22 protein-coding genes are annotated in these 17,809 nt (G+C 70.4%); 13 read left to right on the plus strand and 9 right to left on the minus strand.

Annotated elements, in window-relative coordinates; genetic code table 11:
- The first annotated feature begins 117 nt into the window (after nucleotides 1-117).
- Nucleotides 118-1,824, plus strand: a complete 1,707-nt coding sequence (leuA, locus tag ACGF0J_RS22360; RefSeq protein ID WP_393148707.1) for a 2-isopropylmalate synthase — start codon at nucleotides 118-120, stop codon at nucleotides 1,822-1,824.
- 51 nt (nucleotides 1,825-1,875) lie between these two features.
- Here leuA and ACGF0J_RS22365 read toward each other — a convergent pair whose 3' ends face one another.
- From ACGF0J_RS22365 to ACGF0J_RS22380, 4 genes are read right to left on the minus strand one after another with little or no spacing between them, the layout of a single operon-like run.
- Nucleotides 1,876-2,313 carry a GNAT family N-acetyltransferase gene (locus ACGF0J_RS22365; RefSeq protein ID WP_393148709.1) on the minus strand — a complete coding sequence of 146 codons (438 nt, stop codon included), beginning with the start codon at nucleotides 2,311-2,313 and terminating at the stop codon, nucleotides 1,876-1,878.
- On the minus strand, nucleotides 2,310-3,176 hold the full coding sequence (locus ACGF0J_RS22370; RefSeq protein ID WP_393148711.1) for a WbqC family protein: 867 nt from the start codon (nucleotides 3,174-3,176) through the stop codon (nucleotides 2,310-2,312). Before ACGF0J_RS22370 ends, ACGF0J_RS22365 begins: the two co-directional genes overlap by 4 nt.
- Entirely contained in the window at nucleotides 3,118-3,786 is a 669-nt protein-coding gene (locus ACGF0J_RS22375; protein WP_393148713.1) for a YdcF family protein, read from the minus strand. Before ACGF0J_RS22375 ends, ACGF0J_RS22370 begins: the two co-directional genes overlap by 59 nt.
- Nucleotides 3,787-4,905 (minus strand): helix-turn-helix domain-containing protein, encoded by a 1,119-nt coding sequence (locus ACGF0J_RS22380; RefSeq protein ID WP_393148715.1) that lies wholly within the window; start codon nucleotides 4,903-4,905, stop codon nucleotides 3,787-3,789.
- A 181-nt stretch (nucleotides 4,906-5,086) separates the two neighbouring features.
- Between ACGF0J_RS22380 and ACGF0J_RS22385 the strand changes: the two genes are divergently transcribed.
- The 7 genes from ACGF0J_RS22385 (at nucleotide 5,087) to ACGF0J_RS22415 (ending at nucleotide 9,083) form a co-directional block, all read left to right on the plus strand.
- Nucleotides 5,087-5,506, plus strand: coding sequence for a hypothetical protein (locus ACGF0J_RS22385; protein ID WP_393148717.1), 420 nt, complete (start codon nucleotides 5,087-5,089; stop codon nucleotides 5,504-5,506).
- Nucleotides 5,507-5,509: 3 nt separating this feature from the next.
- Nucleotides 5,510-5,791, plus strand: coding sequence for a hypothetical protein (locus ACGF0J_RS22390; protein ID WP_393148719.1), 282 nt, complete (start codon nucleotides 5,510-5,512; stop codon nucleotides 5,789-5,791).
- A gap of 411 nt (nucleotides 5,792-6,202) precedes the next feature.
- Nucleotides 6,203-6,352 carry a hypothetical protein gene (locus ACGF0J_RS22395; RefSeq protein WP_393148721.1) on the plus strand — a complete coding sequence of 50 codons (150 nt, stop codon included), beginning with the start codon at nucleotides 6,203-6,205 and terminating at the stop codon, nucleotides 6,350-6,352.
- A gap of 29 nt (nucleotides 6,353-6,381) precedes the next feature.
- Entirely contained in the window at nucleotides 6,382-6,852 is a 471-nt protein-coding gene (locus ACGF0J_RS22400) for a glycine-rich domain-containing protein (protein WP_393148723.1), read from the plus strand.
- 3 nt (nucleotides 6,853-6,855) lie between these two features.
- On the plus strand, nucleotides 6,856-7,764 hold the full coding sequence (locus tag ACGF0J_RS22405; RefSeq protein WP_393148725.1) for a phosphotransferase: 909 nt from the start codon (nucleotides 6,856-6,858) through the stop codon (nucleotides 7,762-7,764).
- Nucleotides 7,765-8,389: 625 nt separating this feature from the next.
- Complete coding sequence (locus tag ACGF0J_RS22410; protein WP_393148727.1) at nucleotides 8,390-8,665, plus strand: hypothetical protein; 276 nt, start codon at nucleotides 8,390-8,392, stop codon at nucleotides 8,663-8,665.
- Between the two features lie 55 nt (nucleotides 8,666-8,720).
- Entirely contained in the window at nucleotides 8,721-9,083 is a 363-nt protein-coding gene (locus tag ACGF0J_RS22415) for a tyrosine-protein phosphatase (protein ID WP_393148729.1), read from the plus strand.
- Here ACGF0J_RS22415 and ACGF0J_RS22420 read toward each other — a convergent pair.
- Together ACGF0J_RS22420 and ACGF0J_RS22425 are read right to left on the minus strand one after the other, a co-directional pair.
- Nucleotides 9,045-9,563 carry a hypothetical protein gene (locus ACGF0J_RS22420; protein ID WP_393148731.1) on the minus strand — a complete coding sequence of 173 codons (519 nt, stop codon included), beginning with the start codon at nucleotides 9,561-9,563 and terminating at the stop codon, nucleotides 9,045-9,047. The two genes, ACGF0J_RS22415 and ACGF0J_RS22420, sit on opposite strands and share 39 nt — an antisense overlap.
- 32 nt (nucleotides 9,564-9,595) lie before the next feature.
- Entirely contained in the window at nucleotides 9,596-9,775 is a 180-nt protein-coding gene (locus tag ACGF0J_RS22425; RefSeq protein WP_393148733.1) for a DUF397 domain-containing protein, read from the minus strand.
- Nucleotides 9,776-10,011: 236 nt separating this feature from the next.
- On the opposite strand from ACGF0J_RS22425, the gene ACGF0J_RS22430 reads away from it, so the two are divergent.
- The gene (locus tag ACGF0J_RS22430) at nucleotides 10,012-10,692 is read left to right on the plus strand and encodes a GAP family protein (protein WP_393148735.1); all 681 of its coding nucleotides are present in this window, start codon (nucleotides 10,012-10,014) and stop codon (nucleotides 10,690-10,692) included.
- A gap of 51 nt (nucleotides 10,693-10,743) precedes the next feature.
- On the opposite strand, the gene ACGF0J_RS22435 is transcribed toward ACGF0J_RS22430, so the two are convergent.
- Nucleotides 10,744-11,454 (minus strand): TetR/AcrR family transcriptional regulator, encoded by a 711-nt coding sequence (locus tag ACGF0J_RS22435; RefSeq protein ID WP_393148737.1) that lies wholly within the window; start codon nucleotides 11,452-11,454, stop codon nucleotides 10,744-10,746.
- A gap of 114 nt (nucleotides 11,455-11,568) precedes the next feature.
- Between ACGF0J_RS22435 and ACGF0J_RS22440 the strand changes: the two genes are divergently transcribed.
- Genes ACGF0J_RS22440 through ACGF0J_RS22450 form a run of 3 tightly spaced genes read left to right on the plus strand, consistent with a single transcriptional unit; the run spans nucleotide 11,569 to nucleotide 13,720 of the window.
- On the plus strand, nucleotides 11,569-11,922 hold the full coding sequence (locus ACGF0J_RS22440) for a YrdB family protein (protein ID WP_393148739.1): 354 nt from the start codon (nucleotides 11,569-11,571) through the stop codon (nucleotides 11,920-11,922).
- Between the two features lie 2 nt (nucleotides 11,923-11,924).
- Nucleotides 11,925-12,836 (plus strand): NAD-dependent epimerase/dehydratase family protein, encoded by a 912-nt coding sequence (locus ACGF0J_RS22445; protein WP_393148741.1) that lies wholly within the window; start codon nucleotides 11,925-11,927, stop codon nucleotides 12,834-12,836.
- Nucleotides 12,833-13,720 (plus strand): Gfo/Idh/MocA family protein, encoded by an 888-nt coding sequence (locus tag ACGF0J_RS22450; RefSeq protein ID WP_393148743.1) that lies wholly within the window; start codon nucleotides 12,833-12,835, stop codon nucleotides 13,718-13,720. Before ACGF0J_RS22445 ends, ACGF0J_RS22450 begins: the two co-directional genes overlap by 4 nt.
- Before the next feature lie 44 nt (nucleotides 13,721-13,764).
- Here the strand turns inward: ACGF0J_RS22450 and ACGF0J_RS22455 are convergent, their stop codons facing one another.
- Nucleotides 13,765-14,589 carry a trypsin-like serine peptidase gene (locus tag ACGF0J_RS22455; protein ID WP_393148745.1) on the minus strand — a complete coding sequence of 275 codons (825 nt, stop codon included), beginning with the start codon at nucleotides 14,587-14,589 and terminating at the stop codon, nucleotides 13,765-13,767.
- A gap of 95 nt (nucleotides 14,590-14,684) precedes the next feature.
- Complete coding sequence (locus ACGF0J_RS22460; RefSeq protein ID WP_393148747.1) at nucleotides 14,685-15,962, minus strand: Glu/Leu/Phe/Val dehydrogenase; 1,278 nt, start codon at nucleotides 15,960-15,962, stop codon at nucleotides 14,685-14,687.
- Nucleotides 15,963-16,195: 233 nt separating this feature from the next.
- Between ACGF0J_RS22460 and ACGF0J_RS22465 the strand changes: the two genes are divergently transcribed.
- Nucleotides 16,196-17,743 carry an alkaline phosphatase D family protein gene (locus ACGF0J_RS22465; RefSeq protein WP_393148749.1) on the plus strand — a complete coding sequence of 516 codons (1,548 nt, stop codon included), beginning with the start codon at nucleotides 16,196-16,198 and terminating at the stop codon, nucleotides 17,741-17,743.
- The last annotated feature ends 66 nt before the right edge of the window (nucleotides 17,744-17,809 follow it).

The raw sequence follows: 17,809 nt of genomic DNA on the forward strand, positions 1-17,809 counted from the left end.
TGCTGCGCGGACTCCTTCTTAGCCGCCGCGGCGGGGGCCTGTAAGGCCGGCTCCCTCGCCGCGGGGCGAGTCATGCGCGTCGGCCGCTTTCCTTCGACCGACGAGGAGTCGCAGATCATGACCGCTCAGCAGCCCAGCTCGATGCCGTTCCATCGCTACCAGCCGTTCGAGCCCATCCGGCTGACCGACCGCACCTGGCCCGACCAGGTCATCACCAAGGCGCCGCGCTGGTGCGCCGTGGACCTGCGTGACGGCAACCAGGCACTGATCGACCCGATGGACTCCCACCGCAAGCTGCAGATGTTCGACCTGCTGGTGCGGATGGGCTTCAAGGAGATCGAGGTCGGCTTCCCGGCGGCCAGCCAGACCGACTTCGACTTCGTCCGCCAGATCATCGAAGAGGACCGCATCCCCGACGACGTGGTCATCCAGGTGCTGACCCAGGCGCGGCCCGAGCTGATCGAGCGCACCTTCGAGTCGCTGGCAGGCGCCGAACAGGCGATCGTCCACCTCTACAACTCCACCTCCACCCTGCAGCGGCGCGTCGTGTTCGGCCAGGACAGGGAGGGCGTCACGGCCATCGCCGTCGAGGGCGCCAAGCTGGTCAGGAAGCTCGCCGACGCCAGCGACGTGGACATCCGCTTCCAGTACTCCCCGGAGTCGTTCACCGGCACCGAGCTGGAGTACGCCGTAGAGGTGTGCGACGCCGTCAACGAGGTCTGGCAGCCCACCCCCGACCGCAAGGTGATCATCAACCTGCCGGCCACGGTCGAGATGGCCACGCCCAACGTCTACGCCGACCAGATCGAGTGGATGCACCGCAACCTGCGAAACCGCGACTCGATCATCCTGTCGCTGCACCCGCACAACGACCGGGGCAGCGCCGTGGCCGCCGCCGAACTGGGCTACATGGCAGGAGCCGACCGCATCGAGGGCTGCCTGTTCGGCAACGGCGAGCGCACCGGCAACGTCTGCCTGGTCACCCTCGGCATGAACCTGTTCTCCCAGGGCATCGACCCCGAGCTCGACCTCGGTGACATCGACGAGATCCGCCGCGTCACCGAATACTGCAACCAGCTGCCCGTGCACCCGCGCCACCCGTGGGGCGGCGAGCTCGTCTACACCGCCTTCTCCGGCTCCCACCAGGACGCCATCAAGAAGGGTTTCGAGCACATGGAGCGCGACGCCGCCGAGGCGGGCGTGCCGGTCGACGACTTCCGCTGGGCGGTCCCCTACCTGCCGATCGACCCCAAGGACATCGGCCGCAGCTACGAGGCCGTCATCCGGGTCAACAGCCAGTCCGGCAAGGGCGGCGTCGCCTACATCATGAAGGCCGACCACCAGCTCGACCTGCCACGCCGGCTGCAGATCGAGTTCTCCAAGGTCGTCCAGGCCCGCACCGACGCCGAGGGCGGCGAGATCAGCCCGGCGCAGATGTACGAGGTCTTCCGTGACGAGTACCTGCCCAACCCGGCCAACCGCTGGGGCCGCCTCGGCCTCATGGCCCACCGCCACGAGTCCGTGGCCGACGACCAGGACCGCATCAGCGCCGACGTCCGCGTCGACGGCGAGATCCGGGAGATCGCCGGCACCGGCAACGGCCCGATCTCCGCGTTCGTCGACGCGATCTCCCGGCTCGGGTTCCAGGTCCGCGTCCTCGACTACGTGGAGCACGCGATGAGCACCGGCGCCGACGCCCGTGCCGCCTCCTACCTGGAGTGCGAGATCGACGGGCAGGTGCTGTGGGGGGTCGGCGTCGACGCCAACACCACCACGGCCTCCCTCAAGGCCGTCATCTCAGCGGTCAACCGCGCCTCCCGCTGACCCGGCGGGCTCAAGCACCCGGGCCCCGGCACGACCTGCCGGGCCCTGGGGTCACTCGACCGCGCTCCCCGCGACCCTGGGGGAGACGCGGTCGCGGTCGCCGAGTAACTCGCTGAGCAGCCGCTTACCCACGCCGCTCCCGCGATGTTGGTCGCCGACCATAAGCTCGATGACTGCGACCTTGGGCGCATCGACCACATCGGCTGGGGCCGGACTGGTCTCGCCGCCCCACCATCGGCCTGCCTCCATGGTGAACCCGAAGCAGAACCCGGCCAGCTTGCCGCCGTCGTGAGCGGTCACCAGCTCGAATCCGGGCTGGCGCACCTGCGAGACGGTCCGGTCGATGAATCGCTGCCGTGCGAACAGCGGGTTGGCGTTGTACGAGGGATCGGCGTGGATATCGTCGTACAGGTCGCCGTACGCCGGGCTGAGGATCGCGTCAGCGGCGGACTCGCCCGTATGCCGAAGATAGGTGACGGCCATGGTCATGCCCCCGGCGTGGACGGCTTCGGCAGTTCCAGGAGTTCCTGGTAGCCGAGTACGGCGGGTCGCGCCTTGCCCGGCGGCGTCTCGTCAGGAATTGCATCCCGAACCTTCCTCAACTCCAGGCTCAGGGCGTTCGGGCCGATTAGCATCAGGGCGTCCAACGCGCTCACCTGCCGTCCGGTTGCCCAGATTCCCATCTCCGGCATTTGGAATGGGATGATCCGCACCGAGTAGGTACGGAAGGGGTCTGGACTGAGATAGGTCAGCCCGCCTGTCCCGCACAGGTATACGGTTGCGCCCGTCAGGCCAGCGAGGTCGGCAAGCCGTTCCGAGCGCTCAGCCCGCGCCGGTAGGACGCTGCTGTGGAGGATCTGTCCCGACCAGCCAACCGCGTTCAGGAGCAGACGTGTGGAGGCCTCGGTCACCACGGCAAGCCGGTCGGTGATGTCAAACAGGTCAAGCACCGAGTTGAGGCTTCGCCGGAACTCTGGCCAATATGGGCTGCGCCGGTAGCAGTCAGCTAGGAGCTGGGGCAGACGCCGCCGGCAGCGGATCGGGTCAGCCAGTCGCGCCTCGCGAATCGGGGTGGAGCGGCCGTGCGGCAGTCGGGTTGCGATGGACAGCCACCGTGCCGCCCCGGGGCCAGGTGTAGCGGACAGGCGGGCGCGGTGCTGGTAGTCGCGTCTTGCGAACTGCACGTCGTCCAGGACGATCCAATAATCGGCTGCGACGATCTTGGCCAAGGTTGCGAGCCGCGGGAACAGGTTGGGCTGGTGAATTGCGCACACCCTGGCAGGTGCCGGCCGGTCAGACGTTAAGGAGCCTGCTGTCGAATCCGGCGCGCAGAAGAGACTGGTAGGCGTCATGCACCTCTCCCGGGATGGGCTGCTCGATGGCGTAGCCGAACTTGGGGTACTCGATCACGCGCTGGAGGTCGCCCACGAGCATGTCGATGACCAGCTTCGGGTCGCCGATGGAGTGGACGTAGTCGTCCAGTTCCAGCGCGTCGGACGCGCACACCACCTCGACCTCGGGCCACACCTTGCGCGTGGTGGCGTAGGCCCTGCGTTCCATGTAGGGCTTGGAGATCAGCATCACCGACCGTGGGTGGATACCGGCCTGTACGAGGACGTCGCGGCTGTGCGTGATGTTCTGCCCGGTGTTGGTGGCGTTCGGCTCCAGCAGAATCGCCTCGTCCGGGACGCCGGCCTCCAGGGCGTGCTCCCGGAAGTGGACGGCCTCGCCGCGGGGAAAACGCTCGGCTGTCGTGGAGCTTGTGGCGCCGGAGAAGACGAGCAGCGAGAACCAGCCAGCGTGGTACAGCTCGGCCGCTGTCTTGGCCACGCCGAGGTCGTGGCTGCCCAGGCCGATGGCCACGTCACACTTACTCGGCTCGTGACGCATCTGGTGGTAGTCCCAGATGGTGCGGGCGTGCTGCCACTGCTTGTCGGTAATGACCTGCTGGTTGACGCTCACTCACTCGCTCCCTGATCGCCGTGGCCTGGGGAGGCGCTGCTCCCGTTGGCTGGTCTGCCGGATGTCCTCGATGCTGCGGAGTTGGTGCACGAGGCCGTGCTGTGCGGCCTCGTGCGCGGCGTGGTCGAGGATCACCAGTCCATCATCCACGGTTGCTGGGTCGGAGAGCATGATGTGCCCGTAGGCGGTCTCGAGGCGTACTCGTTGCATGGGAGCGTCGGTGACGGCGGTAGTGCGGGCGACGCCGATGAGGCGAAGCGCTTCGGGCAGGTTCCCGGCCCCGCGATGAGCCAGGGCGAGTTTCTGGTGAGCGACTGACCAGTCATCCGGTTCGCCGAGTTTCTCGAAGTCGCGGATCGCTGTGGTCATCAGGCGGGCGGCGTAGTCGTTGTGGCCGTTTTTGCTGAGCGCGGTCCCTACCCACAGCCGCGCGCGGGTCCGGTCACGGAGGGACAAGCGGTCATCGACGGCCAGCGTCTCGTACATGCGGCCGGCGTGATCGAGCTGGCCAGACATCTCGGTGACGACTGCCAGCGACAAATCGAGCTGGGCCACCCGCCGGGGGATGTCTAGCTCGGTGTAGATGGACCTCGCGCTGGTGTAGGAGTACTGAGCAGACAGAGGCCCCGCGATCTTGCCCTGGTCGCGCTGGAGGTCGCCGAGCAACGCGGTGGAGCGGGCGTACAGGTACAAGCCTTTCTCGTCCAGCTTCTGCGGCTCGTAGCGGGACAGCCACCTGTTGAGCAGGTCAAAAGCGAAGCCGAAGTTCTGGCGGCTGAGCGCCACGACGGTCCGATCCAGGTCATCCGTCCATGTCTCGTAGTCCCATGGGCGCGGTCCGGCGGATCGGGTCACGCGCAACCTGCTGGCCGGCGCGTCCTCGGCCTCCGCCAGCAGGGTGCCGAACCGGAGGTGAGTTGCAGCGTCGGCACGGCCCAGCGCGGTGTCGAGGATGGCCTGAGTGTCCGGGCGCGGCTGAGTACCGGCCCCGAGGTGTTCCCACTTGGCGACGGTTCGGGGCGCGACTCCCAGATGCTGGGCGAACACCCTGACGCTCATCCGCAGGGCAAGGCGGAGTGCGCGGGCCTCCAGGCCCGTCCACACATGCACGGTAGTCACGGGGCTGCTCCCTCCCGAGGTCATCGAAACACGAAGTGGCCTCAGGAGTGCGCGTAAGTGCAACGGAAGTACAACAGCAGGTCGTATCCAGAGCAGCCGTCCCTCCCGATGATGAGGAGCACAGGCCGCGCAGGTGGCGGCCCGTCAACCCGGCCCTGGAGCAGGTAGGACGGTTGCCTTGTTGACCCTCACCGAACAGCATGACGTAGCTGGCCCCGTCGTCTACGGCTACTTCCGGCTCCCGCGCTACGCCCCTGACCGGCAGGCGGCGTTGACCGTCACGATCGCTGATTACTGCCACCGGCATGAGCTGGATCTGTGCGGCATCTTCATGGGGCGGGAGGACGCAGCGAACGACGACCTGTCGTTCACCGGGCTTCTCGATGTGGTGACGCTGTCGGGCGCTTATGGGGTTGTTCTGCCAACCATCCAGCATCTCGGAAGCCGGCAGGTGGCGGCGCGCAGACGAAGACAGGTGAGGGATGCAGGTGCGCGCCTGCTGGTTGTCCGCGCGTCTCGGGCGCGCCGCGATGTTGCTTCTGCCCTACGACGGTTCCCGCCTGCCCTGCCACAAGGGCGTCCGAGCCAGTACTTGAGGTGAGTCATGATCAAGCATGGTGACGTGGTCGCGGACCGCAGCGGCCGCGCCTGCGTGCAACAGCTCCAGCCGCGGACACCCTCCTGGCTGCTGATGTACTCGCCTCGCCGACGAAAGATCTCCGCCTTCTTCCTCGGCCCCAGCGATAAGCCGCTCATCGTGGACTCAGACGACCCGGACCCGGATCAACTCCTGAAGTTGCTGGACACCGCCGCCATCACAGCCACGTGGACGCCGTTGGCGGCCACCACCCCCATGGTGCCCTCCCCGTGGAGGGCAGACGAATGACACAGACCAGGCGCAGGCCGCATCACTGGCGGCTCCGGGTCCGCCAGCACTCGCCCGCGCCGGCGGCGCGGCCAGAGCGGGGGGTGCACCACGGCCGCGCCGGGCGTGGGCCAGAGGTCAGATCGCGTGCCGCCCTCTGGCCCACGCCGACCCAACCCCACAGACTGCGCGGCCGGCGCCCCGAGGGCACCCACCGGCCGCGCACCAGCCTCACGGCCAATCAGAGGAGTCACGCTGCCTGGGCCGTGGGTCCACTTCCCCAACGCCTGGCCGCCGTGCTGCGCTGCCTCATCCCCGTCCGTCTGGGTGGCGCAGCGGCGGCGGCCGGGGTGGGAGGCGGGAGGCGACGATATCGGCGCCCTTCTGCCACCTCCCGCCTTCCTGCTCTCCTCGCCCACGATTCGAGGCGCGATGAACGCGATCTTCCAGAGCATCCTCAACGGCAGCCGTCTGCTGTTCCTTGGCGCAGGCCAGCCCCTGGGCGAGGAGATCCCCAACGAGGCCGACACGGAAGAGGAGGCCACGCCCGACCCTCAACGCGAGGGCACCCCTTGCACGTGACCGCCACCACGCAACAGATGGGAGCGCACATGGTCACCACCACGGCGAACCAGCCCGCCGAAGCCGACGTCATCGACCCGCGGGAGCTCGTCACCCCCGACCTGTACGGCAGGCTCGTGGCGCGCATCGTCGCCGAGCACTGCATGCCCGAGCAACTCGCCGACCGGATCATGAGCCAGGCGCTCGCGTTCCTGGCCGTGTGCGCGTTCAACCCCGGCAGTTCCTTGGCCCCGTCCCGGGCGGTGGACATCGGCTGGCATACGTTCCTTCTGGACAGTCGCGAGTACGCCGCGTTCTGCGAGAACGTGGCGGGCGTGTTCCTGCACCACCTGCCCGACGACGCCGGGCCCGGTGACAGCGCGGAGGCGGCGGAGCGGCTCGGCGTCACGATCGACGCGATGCGGGCGGCCGGTCTGCCGGTCGATGCGGAGCTGTGGCTGGCCAACGGCAAGTGCAGTCAGTGCTATGCCGGCTGCACCAGCGACCCGAGGGCGGTGTAACCCATGGCCCGACTCGCCTGGGAAGACCTGCCCACCACGGTCCGCGACAGCGTGCAGTCCAAGTTCGGCCAGGTCGTGAAAGCCGAAACCGCGGACGGCGGCATCATGCCCGGCGTCGCCGCCCGCCTCCACCTCGACGGCGGCTCCAGCCTGTTCCTCAAGGCGATCGCGGAGGACCACCCGGCCGCGTTCCTCCACCAACGGCAGGAATGGGCCGGCCACGTCCTGCCCGCCGAGACGCCGACCCCGCGCATGCTGTGGAGCTCCCGCACCGGCGGCTGGATCGCCCTGGTCCACGAGTACGTCAACGACGGCGCCCGGCCGGCGGACCTGACCCCGGGCTCGCCCGATCTGCCGGCCGTGCAGGCGCTGCTGCTCCGCCTGACCCAGGCGCTGACCCCGTGCCCGGCGGTGGACGCGCCGCTCATCGGTGACAACCTGGCCCTGCTGCACGCCAAGGGCAAGCTGATGCTCGGCAAGCACAGCCACCGCCTGGCCGCCGCCGACCAGGTGCTGTACGAGACAGCGTTGGCGGGGTTCGACCCGGGCGCGCTGTCCGGCGACACGCTCATCCACTACGACCTGCACGGCGAGAACATCCTCATCCACCGCGACGGCGCCCAGGTGATCGACTGGTCGTTCGCAGCCCGCGCCGCGTCGTGGGTGGACGCGGCGCTGCTCGCCCCAAGGTTGATCGAGTCCAGCCACTCGCCGGCGCAGGTGGAGGAGTTCGTCGCCGGGGTGCCCACCTGGCGGGACGCTCCGCCTGCGGCTGTACGTGGGCTGGCGGCGCTGTGGACGCTGTTCCGGATCTACAAGGCGGCCTTCGGCCCGCCCGAGGCGCGCGCGTTCCGGGCGCGGGCGGCTGACGCCGGCCGCGTCTGGACGAGGCACTGCCTCGACGGCCGATAGTCGGCGCGGCTGGCTGGCGGTGGGACGGCTGCCAGCCGCGCCCCGGCGGCGCCGGCCCCAACCACCAATGCCCGCACGGTGGCCCCGCCCCCCCCCCACCGAGCCCGCGGGGGGCCAGGCCCGGTGGGTGGGCACGAGGCCCCCCCCCCGGGGGCCCCCGCCCCCCCGCCGCCCGCCGCCGCGCGGCCCGCGCGGGCCGGGCCGCGCCCCCCCCCCCCCCCCCCCCCCCCCCCCGCCCCCCCCCCCCACCCCCCCCCCCCCCCCCCCGCCCCCCCCCCCCCCCCCCCACTCGTAGCCTGCGGCGGGCATGGACGGTTCGTTGGCTACGAGGCCCACCCCCGGCCGTCCTTCCTGCCGCGCGAGCCCTCGCCGGGAGCCAGTCGGAAGGGCGCCCGGGTCGGGGAGGTGGGGGAAGCGCCCATCCATCTGCCTCTCCCTCCGTCTCACCGCTACAGCGCTATAGCGCTGGATTTCTCTCCCGCAAAGGCCAGATCCATGAATGCCGGTATCGCGCTCGCTTTCCTCAACCTCCGGGTGAACGCGAACGAGGAGATCCCGACAGCCATCGCCCCTGACGCCGACCTGCCCGCGAGGCAGAGGCCACCCGCAAGCGAAAGAGCAGAGGATGACAGCCGAGTCCGTTCATCAGCCTGACGACGGCCTTGAGTGGGCGCCGTTCGTCCGTCAGGACGAGCCGTACCGGATCAGGGCCACCTCGTGCTGTGGCCATTTCGAACTGGCCTCGCAAGGCGGCCAGTACCTCATTCTGCGGCCCGCCGAGGGCGGCGGCTACGACGAGACCGCGCGAGGTACCTACAGCCGTACCTACGTGGTCTGGGACACGCTCGTCGCCGCCGCCCACGGTTCCCAGCCTTCCACCGGTATTAGGAAGGCCGGATGACACCGCGACCGGCGCGCGCCGCTGATGGGAGAGCCGATCCGGTCGGATCGGCGCGTTGCTCGGGCACGCCGTCGCCCATGCGCAACCGGGAGGCGTGTTGTTCCACTGCGGCCTTGGCCGTGACCGCACCGGGCTGATCGCCATGCTGCTGCTGGCGTTGTCCGGTGTCGGGGGCGATGACATCGCCTCGGACTACGAGCTGAGCGCCGATCGGCTGCCTGCGCTGTTCGCCGCCTGGGAGATGGATGATCAGACCGAGGCGATCCGAGACATTCTGGCGCGTAAGAACACTACGGCCCGCGCCGCCCTCATCGACACGCTAGACGGACTGGACGTGGAGAGCCATCTGCGAGCGGCGGGGCTCGGTGAGAGTGATATCTCAGCGCTTCGCGGGCGACTGATCGGCCGTGACGGCTAACGCGGTGAACTCTGTCCGCGTACGATCCTCATCTCCCAGACGGGGTACGACCTCGTTGCGGGACTCTTTAGGCGCACTCGGGTTGCAGTCTTCGGCGCCGTCTGCGCGGTGGCCCGGCCGGTGCACCACGATGTGCTGCCCGCTCGGCTTCAGGCGCGCGGCGCTGCGGACGTACTTCTGCCGGGCCCCGCCCGATCCGAACCACTCCAGCCACACCCAGCGCAACGTCGCATACGACGGAATGGGGACGTCGGGGCCGAATCGCTCCCGGACGAACTGGTGGATCAGCTGCCCGTCGATACATCCGGCGATGCCAAACCGGCGGCTGTTCACCGCCCAGCGCAGTAGCGTCCGGACGCTGATCAGATGCAGGCCCAAAGTGCGGGCCTCCGGCGCGGGCAGCGCCTTCAACCGGACTCGCTCTACCCCTTCGCCCAGGTCGCTCTCGTCACGCTTGCGGACACGCTCCGGCGGGACCATGGGGTGATCGTCGAGGCCGTCGGAGGGGCTGGCTAGTCGAACTCGCCATTCTTCGCGCCGTCGATGAAGGCGTCCCATTCGCTGGAAGTGAAGATCAGCGCGGGGCCAGTGGGGTTCTTGCTGTCGCGGACACCTCGGCGTCCGCCGGAGAGTTCGGCGACCTCAACGCAGTTGCCGCCGTCGGGTCCCGATCGGGTGGACTTACGCCACACGGCTGTGTCGAGTTCTCAGATCAACTCGTCCATCGCTGCAATGTCTCCTTGATCAGTCGGCTGTTGTACGTGTTTTCGGATCATCATGACACTGCCCGGCGATGGGTTTCAGCCCGGTTCGTCAGGTACGTCTCAGCCTGGGCGTGCCTTGCCCTCGGGTGGATGCATCGAAGGGTGTATGCCGGTTCGGCCCGGTGGAGGAGGTGCCGACCCCTTCTCACCGGCAGGATCTCCGTATGACAATCGGCTTGGTGCTCACTCTTGCGGCGCTGGCGGTGGTCGACAGCACCAGCTTCGGCACCCTCGTCATCCCGATCTACCTGCTGTTGGCGGGGCGGTCTGGAGCGTCGCGATTACTGATCTACCTGGGGACCATCGCGGTCTTCTACTTCCTGGTGGGGGTCGCGCTGATGCTGGGCCTCTCCGTGGCGATGGAGAGCTTCGGCGAGGCGTTGCGCAGTCGTCCCGCGTACTGGGTGCAACTCGTGCTCGGTGTGGGGCTGTTCGTGCTGAGCTACCGGTTCGATGCCAAGTGGCGGGCGAAGCGCGGCCTGCCCGAGCGCCGGTTGGAGCCGCGGACGGGCGGGCCGCGGGTGATGGTGGTGCTGGCGTTGACGGCCGGGATGGTCGAGGTGGCCACGATGGTCCCGTATCTGGCCGCCGTCGGGATGATGACCACCTCCGGGCTGGTGGCGGGCCAGTGGGTGCCGTTGCTCGCCGGGTACGTGCTGGTCATGATCCTCCCCCCGTTGGCTCTCATGGGCCTGCGGGCGATGGCCGGAGCCTGGTGGGAGCCGAAGCTGGAGCGGATGCGCGCCTGGCTGACCAAGCACTCCGCCTCGATGGTGAGCTGGACGCTGGCGATCGTCGGCTTTCTGCTGGCTCGGGACGCGGCGTTCCGGCTGTTCTTCCAGTGATCCGCCGGCCGGGAGCCGGATGATCGACGCCTTCCCTGGCGGGGCTGCAGGTCAGGCGTTCGGGGAGGAGGCGAGGCCCATCATTCCGGCCTGGAGGCGCACGGTGTGGGCGAAGGCGGCTCTCCTGTCCTCGATCGTGTTCTCGAACTGGCCGAACACTTCGAAGCTGACCCACCCGTACAGCCACGTCCATGTGGCGAGCGCGCGCAGCACCAGGTCCTCGGGCACGCCCGGCATGAGCTCGGCCAGCCGCGCCGCCTCGGCGGCCGCGGCCGGTGAGGGCGGCGGGGCCATGTCCGGCGGGGTGAGCGCGCCGGCGTGGAAGGCGTCGGCCACCAGCCGGCCGAACACCGTGACGTCGCGGGCCCGGGCCGCCACCGTGTCCTGCGGCGCCTGGTAGCCGGGCACCGGTGAGCCGAAGAGCAGAGCGTACTCGTGCGGGTGAGCCAGCGCCCAGTCGCGCACCGAGTGGCAGACCGCCGCCCATCTGCCCGGGAAGTCGTCCGGCGCGCTCGCGGCGTCGGCCCGCTCGACGGCCTCGCCGAGCGCGTTGTAGCCGTCGATGATCAGTGTGGTCAGCAGGTCGTCGCGGCTGGGGAAGTAGCGGTAGATGGCCGAGGAGACCATGCCCATCTCGCGGGCCACGGCCCGCAGCGACAGGCCGCCCGCGCCCTCCGTGGCGAGTTGCCGGCGGGCGATGTCGGCGATCTCCCTGGTCAGCTCGGCTCTGACGCGTTCTCTCGCGGTGCGGCTCGCTGTCATGCCCAGCACGCTATCAGAGCGGTGAGCAGATACGAGAGCACCGCTCTTGACGAGAGCTGCTCTCTTGAGAGAGCATTGCTCTCGTAAGCGAACGGCAGTCACTGGAGGTCGGTCATGCTCGGTATCGCCAAGGGGGCCAACATGGCCCTGATGTTCGTCCTGGAGCTGAGCGTGCTGGCCTCGGCGGGCTACTGGGGATTCAGGGTGAGCCCCCACTGGCCGATCAAGCTGCTGGCCGGGCTGGGCGCGCCGGCGCTGTTCGTGGCCGCCTGGGCGCTGTTCGGCGCCGGCGGCGGCGCGAACGCCGTCTTCCCGCTGACCGGCCTGGCCCGAGCCGCGCTGGAGATCGTCTGGTTCGGCGGCGGGGCGCTCGCCCTCTACGCCGCCGGCAGCGCGTTCCCGGCCGCCGTCCTCGCCGTCGCCTTCGTCGTCAACGCGGTCCTCCGCGTCGTCTGGAAGCAGGTCTGATCATGGGTAAGCACGTTGTCGTGGGTTCCGGCCAGGTAGGCACGCACCTGGCCACCAAGCTCCTCGCCCAGGGCCACGAGGTCACCGTCGTGACCCGCTCCGGCAGCGGCCCCGCCGGGGCCACCCGGGTGGCGGCCGACGTCGCCGACCGGCGTCGGCTGACCGAGGTCACCGCGGGCGCCGACGTCCTCTACAACTGTGTCAACCCCCGCTACCACCGCTGGCACACCGACTGGCCGCCGATGGCCGAGTCGTTCCTGGCCACCGCCGAGGCGACCGGCGCCGTGCTGGTCATCCTGGGCAACCTCTACCCGTACGGCCCGGTCACCGGCCCGATGACCGAGGACCTGCCGCTCGCCTCCACCAGCCCCAAGGCCCAGGTCCGGGCGAAGATGTGGGTCGACGCGCTGGCCGCGCACGAAGCCGGGCGGATCAGGGTGACCGAGGTGCGCGGCTCCGACTACTTCGGCCCCGGCACCACCGACCAGTCCTACCTCGGCGAGCGCTTCCTCGCGCCGCTGCGCGCCGGGAAGACGATCCAGGTCCCGTGGCCCGCCGACATGCCGCACAGCTGGACGTACCTGCCGGACGTCGCCGACGCGCTCATCGTGGCCGGCGCGAACGAGCGGGCCTGGGGACGGCCGTGGCACGTGCCCACCACCGACCCGGTCAGCTTCCGGCAACTAGGCGAGCGGATGGCGGCGATCCTCGGCAAGCCGGCGCCCCGGATGGTGCAGCTTCCCTGGCCGCTGGTGCGCACGCTCGGACTGTTCTCGCCGATGCTCGGGGAGCTGAGGCACGTCCGCTACCAGTTCGTCGCGCCGTACGAGCTCGACTCCTCGGCGTTCCAGGAGACGTTCGGCGTCCGGCCGACGCCCCTGGACGATGCGCTGAAGGCTACGCTCGCCTCATGAGGATCGCCGTGATCGGCCTGGGCGACATCGCCGAGAAGGCCTACCTTCCCGTGCTCGCCGCCCAGCCGGGGCTCGACCTGCACCTGTGCACCCGCGACCGGGCCCGGCTCGACCGGCTCGCCGACGCCTACCGGGTGGCCGGCCGGTCCACCTCGGTGGAGGAGGTCGTCAAGGCCGGCGTCGAGGCCGCGTTCGTGCACGCCGCGACCCCCGCCCACCGCGAGGTGGTCGAGCCGCTGCTCAGAGCGGGCGTGCACGTCTACGTCGACAAGCCGATCGCCGACAACCTGGCAGACAGCGAGCACCTCGTCCGGCTCGCCCACGCCGAGCGCAGATCGCTGATGGTGGGCTTCAACCGCCGCTACGCCCCGGGCTACGTGGGCCTGGCGGCGCTGCCCCGCCACCTGGTGCTCATGGAGAAGAACCGCGCCGGCCACGCCGAGACGCCCCGCCGGGTGGTGTTCGACGACTTCATCCACGTGGTCGACACGCTGCGCTTCCTCGCTCCCGGCGAGGTCACCGGCGTCCGCTTCCGCACCCGGGTCCGTGACGGGCTGCTGGAGCACGTCGTGCTGGAGCTGGCGGGCGACGGGTTCACCGCGATCGGCGTGATGAACCGGATGAGCGGCGCCAGTGAGGAGACCTGCGAGGCCATGGGCGACGGCGTCAAGCGCCGGGTGGTCGACCTCGGCGACGTCGTCGACTACGCGGGCGGCGAGACGCGCACGCGGCGCCCCGACTGGGTGCCGGTCGCCCGGCAGCGCGGCATCGAGCAGATCTGCCTGGAGTTCCTCGACGCCGTCCGCGAGGACCGGCTGCTCAGCGCGGACGACGCCCTCGTCACCCACGCGATCTGCGAGGACATCGTCGCCCAGGCGTCCTGACCGGCACCGGCACCGCTCGCCCGGCCGGGCGGCGACGCGCGGGGTCAGGCGGGTGAGCGCAGGCGCATCCACCGGTCCGACTCGGCCAGCATCCGGCCGAACACCCGCCCGCCGAGCCGGGTCAGCACGGTGAACCCCCGCCGGTCGCCCAGCGGGCTGGACGAGGACACCACCCCGGCCACCGCCCCGTCACGCAGGGCGGGCCCGCCGCTGCCGCCGGCCGGGGCGTGGCAGTTGCGGGTGACCAGCAGCCCGGGCCCCCGGCCGACCGCCTCGTCCGCGTCGCCGAGGCAGCGGTAGAGCCGCGTCCCCGGATACCGCTTGCCGGCCGGGTATCCCAGCAGTTCCAGGCCGCGCAGTGAGGTGCCGCGCGCCGTGCGCAGCGGCCGCAGCCCCGGCCCGGTCACCGCCTCCAGCGGCTCGCCGCGCGGGGCCACCCCCACCAGGCCGATGTCGTACGGGAGCAGGTCGGCGGAGTAGGGGCGGTCGCGCCAGCGCGGGGGCACCCAGGTCCGTACGGCCGGCCAGACCCCGAGCGGCGTCCGCCCCCGGTCGAACCCCGGCAGGAACACCACCTGCCGCAGCCGCCTGCCCTTGTCGTGCAGGCAGTGCGCCGCCGTCAGCACCAGGCTGCGGCTGCGCGACCCGATCACCGTGCCGCCGCACATCACCACGTCGCCGCTGACCGGATCGTGGGCCATCAGCACCCCGGTCAGCCGCTGGTCCTGGGTGTGCGGGCGGGGGACCGGCGCGTATCCCAGCCGGTCGCCGCCGGGCGTCAGCACCCGGTGCTCGGGGACGGAACGCTCGGCCGCCCCGGCGAGGCCGGACGGGGAGAGCAGGGTGAGGGACAGCACCAACCTGAGCACGCTGCCACTCTAGATCCCCATGATCACCGCCCTGACCTGCGACACCTTGGTTTACCCAACTTGTGCGGTCACGGGTGGAGGCCGCACTCGTGCGGTCACGGGTAGAGGCCGCGCATGCGGTGCGCGTCGGCCACGCGGCCCACCCCGATGGCATGGGCCGCCTGCCGCAGCGTGAGGCCGCGGTCGGTCGCGAGCGTCCGCACCTCGTCGTAGGCGCTCTCCATCAGGTCGCGCAGTTTCAGCTCGACCTCCCTGGCGCTCCAGGAGTAGGCCTGCATGTTCTGCACCCACTCCAGGTAGGACACGATCACCCCGCCGGCGTTGGCCAGGATGTCGGGCACGACGGTCGCGCCGTTCGCGGCCAGGATCTCGTCCGCCTCCGGCGTGGTGGGGCTGTTGGCGCCCTCCACGACCAGCCGGGCGCGCACCCGGGGCGCGTTCTCCTCGGTGATCACGTTCTCCAGGGCCGCCGGGACCAGCAGGTCGACGTCCAGCTCGACCAGCTCGTCACGCTCCATCGCGTCGGCGTCGCGGTAGCCGTGCACGCCGCCCGACTCGGTGACCCACGCGCGCAGGGCGGCGACGTCCAGCCCGCCGGCCGCGTGCACCGCGCCGGTGGCGTCGGAGACGGCGACCACCGTGCACCCCGGGTCGGCCAGGTACTGCGCGGCGAGCGCGCCCACCTTGCCGAAGCCCTGCACCGCGACGGTCACGCCCTCGGGCGAGCGGCCGAGCGCGGCCAGCGCCGCGATCTGCACGCCGCGCGAGGTGGCGCCGGCTCGGCCGAGCGAACCGCCCAGCGTCGTCGGCTTGCCGGTGACCACGCCGGGCACCGAGTAGCCGGCGTTGACGCTGTAGGTGTCCATGATCCAGGCCATGGTCTGCTCGTCGGTGCCGACGTCGGGGGCCGGGATGTCCTTCTCGGGGCCGATCAGCGGCAGGATCTCGTTGACGTAGCGGCGGGTCAGCCGTTCCAGCTCGCGGGTGGTCAGCGTGGCCGGGTCCACGGCGACGCCGCCCTTGGCGCCGCCGTACGGGATGCCGACCAGCGCGCACTTCCACGTCATCCACATCGCCAGCGCGGTGACCTCGTCCAGGTCGGTGCTGGGATGGAAGCGGATGCCGCCCTTGGCGGGGCCGCGCGAGATGTTGTGCTGCACCCGGAAGCCCTGGACGACGTCGAGCCGGCCGTTCTCGCGGCGGACTGGCACCGACACGGTCAGCGACCGGCGCGGCGTGGCGAGCATCGCCCGCAGCCCGTCGTCGAGTCCGAGGTGCTCGGCGGCCTGGTGGAGCTGGTGCAGGGCGGAGTCGAGGGCCTGGCGGCCCGGGGTGATCAGGGCCGGCGTCCTTGACGGCACCATGACGGTCATGGAAGGAGTTCCTCCTGTGCTGCACGCCCGGCAAACGAGATAGGCGCCATTGCCTACCCCTTTGGGCGTCTTGTCGCGATGATCCTATTACGAGGTCTTTTCGGGCACCGCTGGATTTCGCGAAAAGGATCTGCTCCCATCGATCCAACCGGGTGACCGATGCGCTTGGCTACGTGCCACTCTGGCAGGCTTGGGGTCCGGAGTGTGCCGAACTGTCGAATCAGGAGGTGCGGATGCCCGCACTGGTGATCGGGCCGATGCTGCGCTACGTCGATGAGTCCTGCGCCTCCGTCTGGGTGGAGACCGACGCGCCGTGCACCGTCGCCGTGGTGGCCGACGAACGCAGATACGAGTCACGCACGTTCACCGTGCACGGCCACCACTACGCCGTGGTCGACCTGACCGGCCTGACGGAGGACGTCGCCGGGTACGCGGTGGAACTGGACGGGCAGCGGACCTGGCCGCTGGAGGGCCGCCCGCCCAGCCGCATCCGGCTGGTGCCGCCCGAGGGGCCGCGGCTGATGACGTTCGGCTCGTGCCGGACCAGCGTCCCGCACGACACACCCCACGTGCTGACCCACGGCGAGGACGTGCTGCGCACCTACGGCGCCCACCTCATGACCGCCGGCGACGAGGAGTGGCCCGACCTGCTGCTGCTGCTCGGCGACCAGGTGTACGCCGACAGCCCGTCCGCCGAGATGCTGGAGTTCATCCGCGGGCGCCGTGACACCGAGCCGCAGGACGAGATCGCCGACTACGAGGAGTACGCCGAGCTCTACCGCCGGGCGTGGACCGACCCCGAGATCAGGTGGCTGCTGTCCACCGTGCCGACAGCCATGATTTTCGACGACCACGACCTGCGCGACGACTGGAACACCTCCCAGTCCTGGCGCCGGCAGATGGCCGCGACGAGCTGGTGGCGCCGGCGGGTGATCTCCGGGCTCGGCGCGTACTGGGTCTACCAGCACCTGGGCAACCTGTCGCCGGCCGAACGCGCGGACGACCCGCTGCTGCGCACGCTGATGAAGGGCGGCGGCGCCGACGCGCTCGACACCTTCGCCGAGCAGGCCGACGCCGACCCCAGCAGCAACCGGTGGAGCTACGCCCGCGACCTCGGCCACACCCGCCTCATCGTGGTCGACACCCGCTGCGCCCGGCAGCTCACCCCCGGCGACCGGCGGATGCTGGACGCGGAGGAGTGGGAGTGGCTGGTCGAGGAGGTCTCCAAACCGGCCGGGCGGATCGTCATCGGCTCGTCGATCCCGTTCATGCTGCCCGAGGGCGTCCACTACGTCCAGAACTGGAACGAGGCCCTGTGCGACGGCGCCTGGGGCCGCTTCGTGCAGCGGCTGTCGGAGAAGTTCCGGCAGGCCGTCGACCTGGAGCACTGGGCCGCGTTCCGCCGCTCCTTCGACGACCTGGCCCGGCTGCTGGCCGGGCTCGGCAAGCCGGTGGTGCTGCTGTCGGGTGACGTCCACTACTCCTACGTGGCCAAGGCCCGCGGCAGCGCGGTCTGGCAGGTGGTCTGCTCGCCCATCCGCAACCCGCTCAGCCCCGTGCTGCGCTGGGCCAACGTGTTCACCCAGTTCGGCGTGGCCACCGTCGTCGGCGGGCTGCTCGCCCGGCTGGCGAAGCTGCCCAGGCCGCCGTTCCGCTGGCGGGTGACGCACGGGCCGTGGTTCCAGAACGCCGTGGCGACGCTCACCTTCCCCGACCGCGCCACCTGGTACGAGTCGAAGAACGGGGAGTTCCAGGAGATCGACACCGTCCGGCTCGGGTGACGCGCGTCCTCGGCCGGTCACCGAGCTGATCGCGCGGGGGAACCCGGCGAAACAGGTGGAACCGGT

Origin of the sequence: Nonomuraea sp. NPDC047897 (genome assembly GCF_043204415.1) — a bacterium.
Lineage (GTDB): Bacteria > Actinomycetota > Actinomycetes > Streptosporangiales > Streptosporangiaceae > Nonomuraea.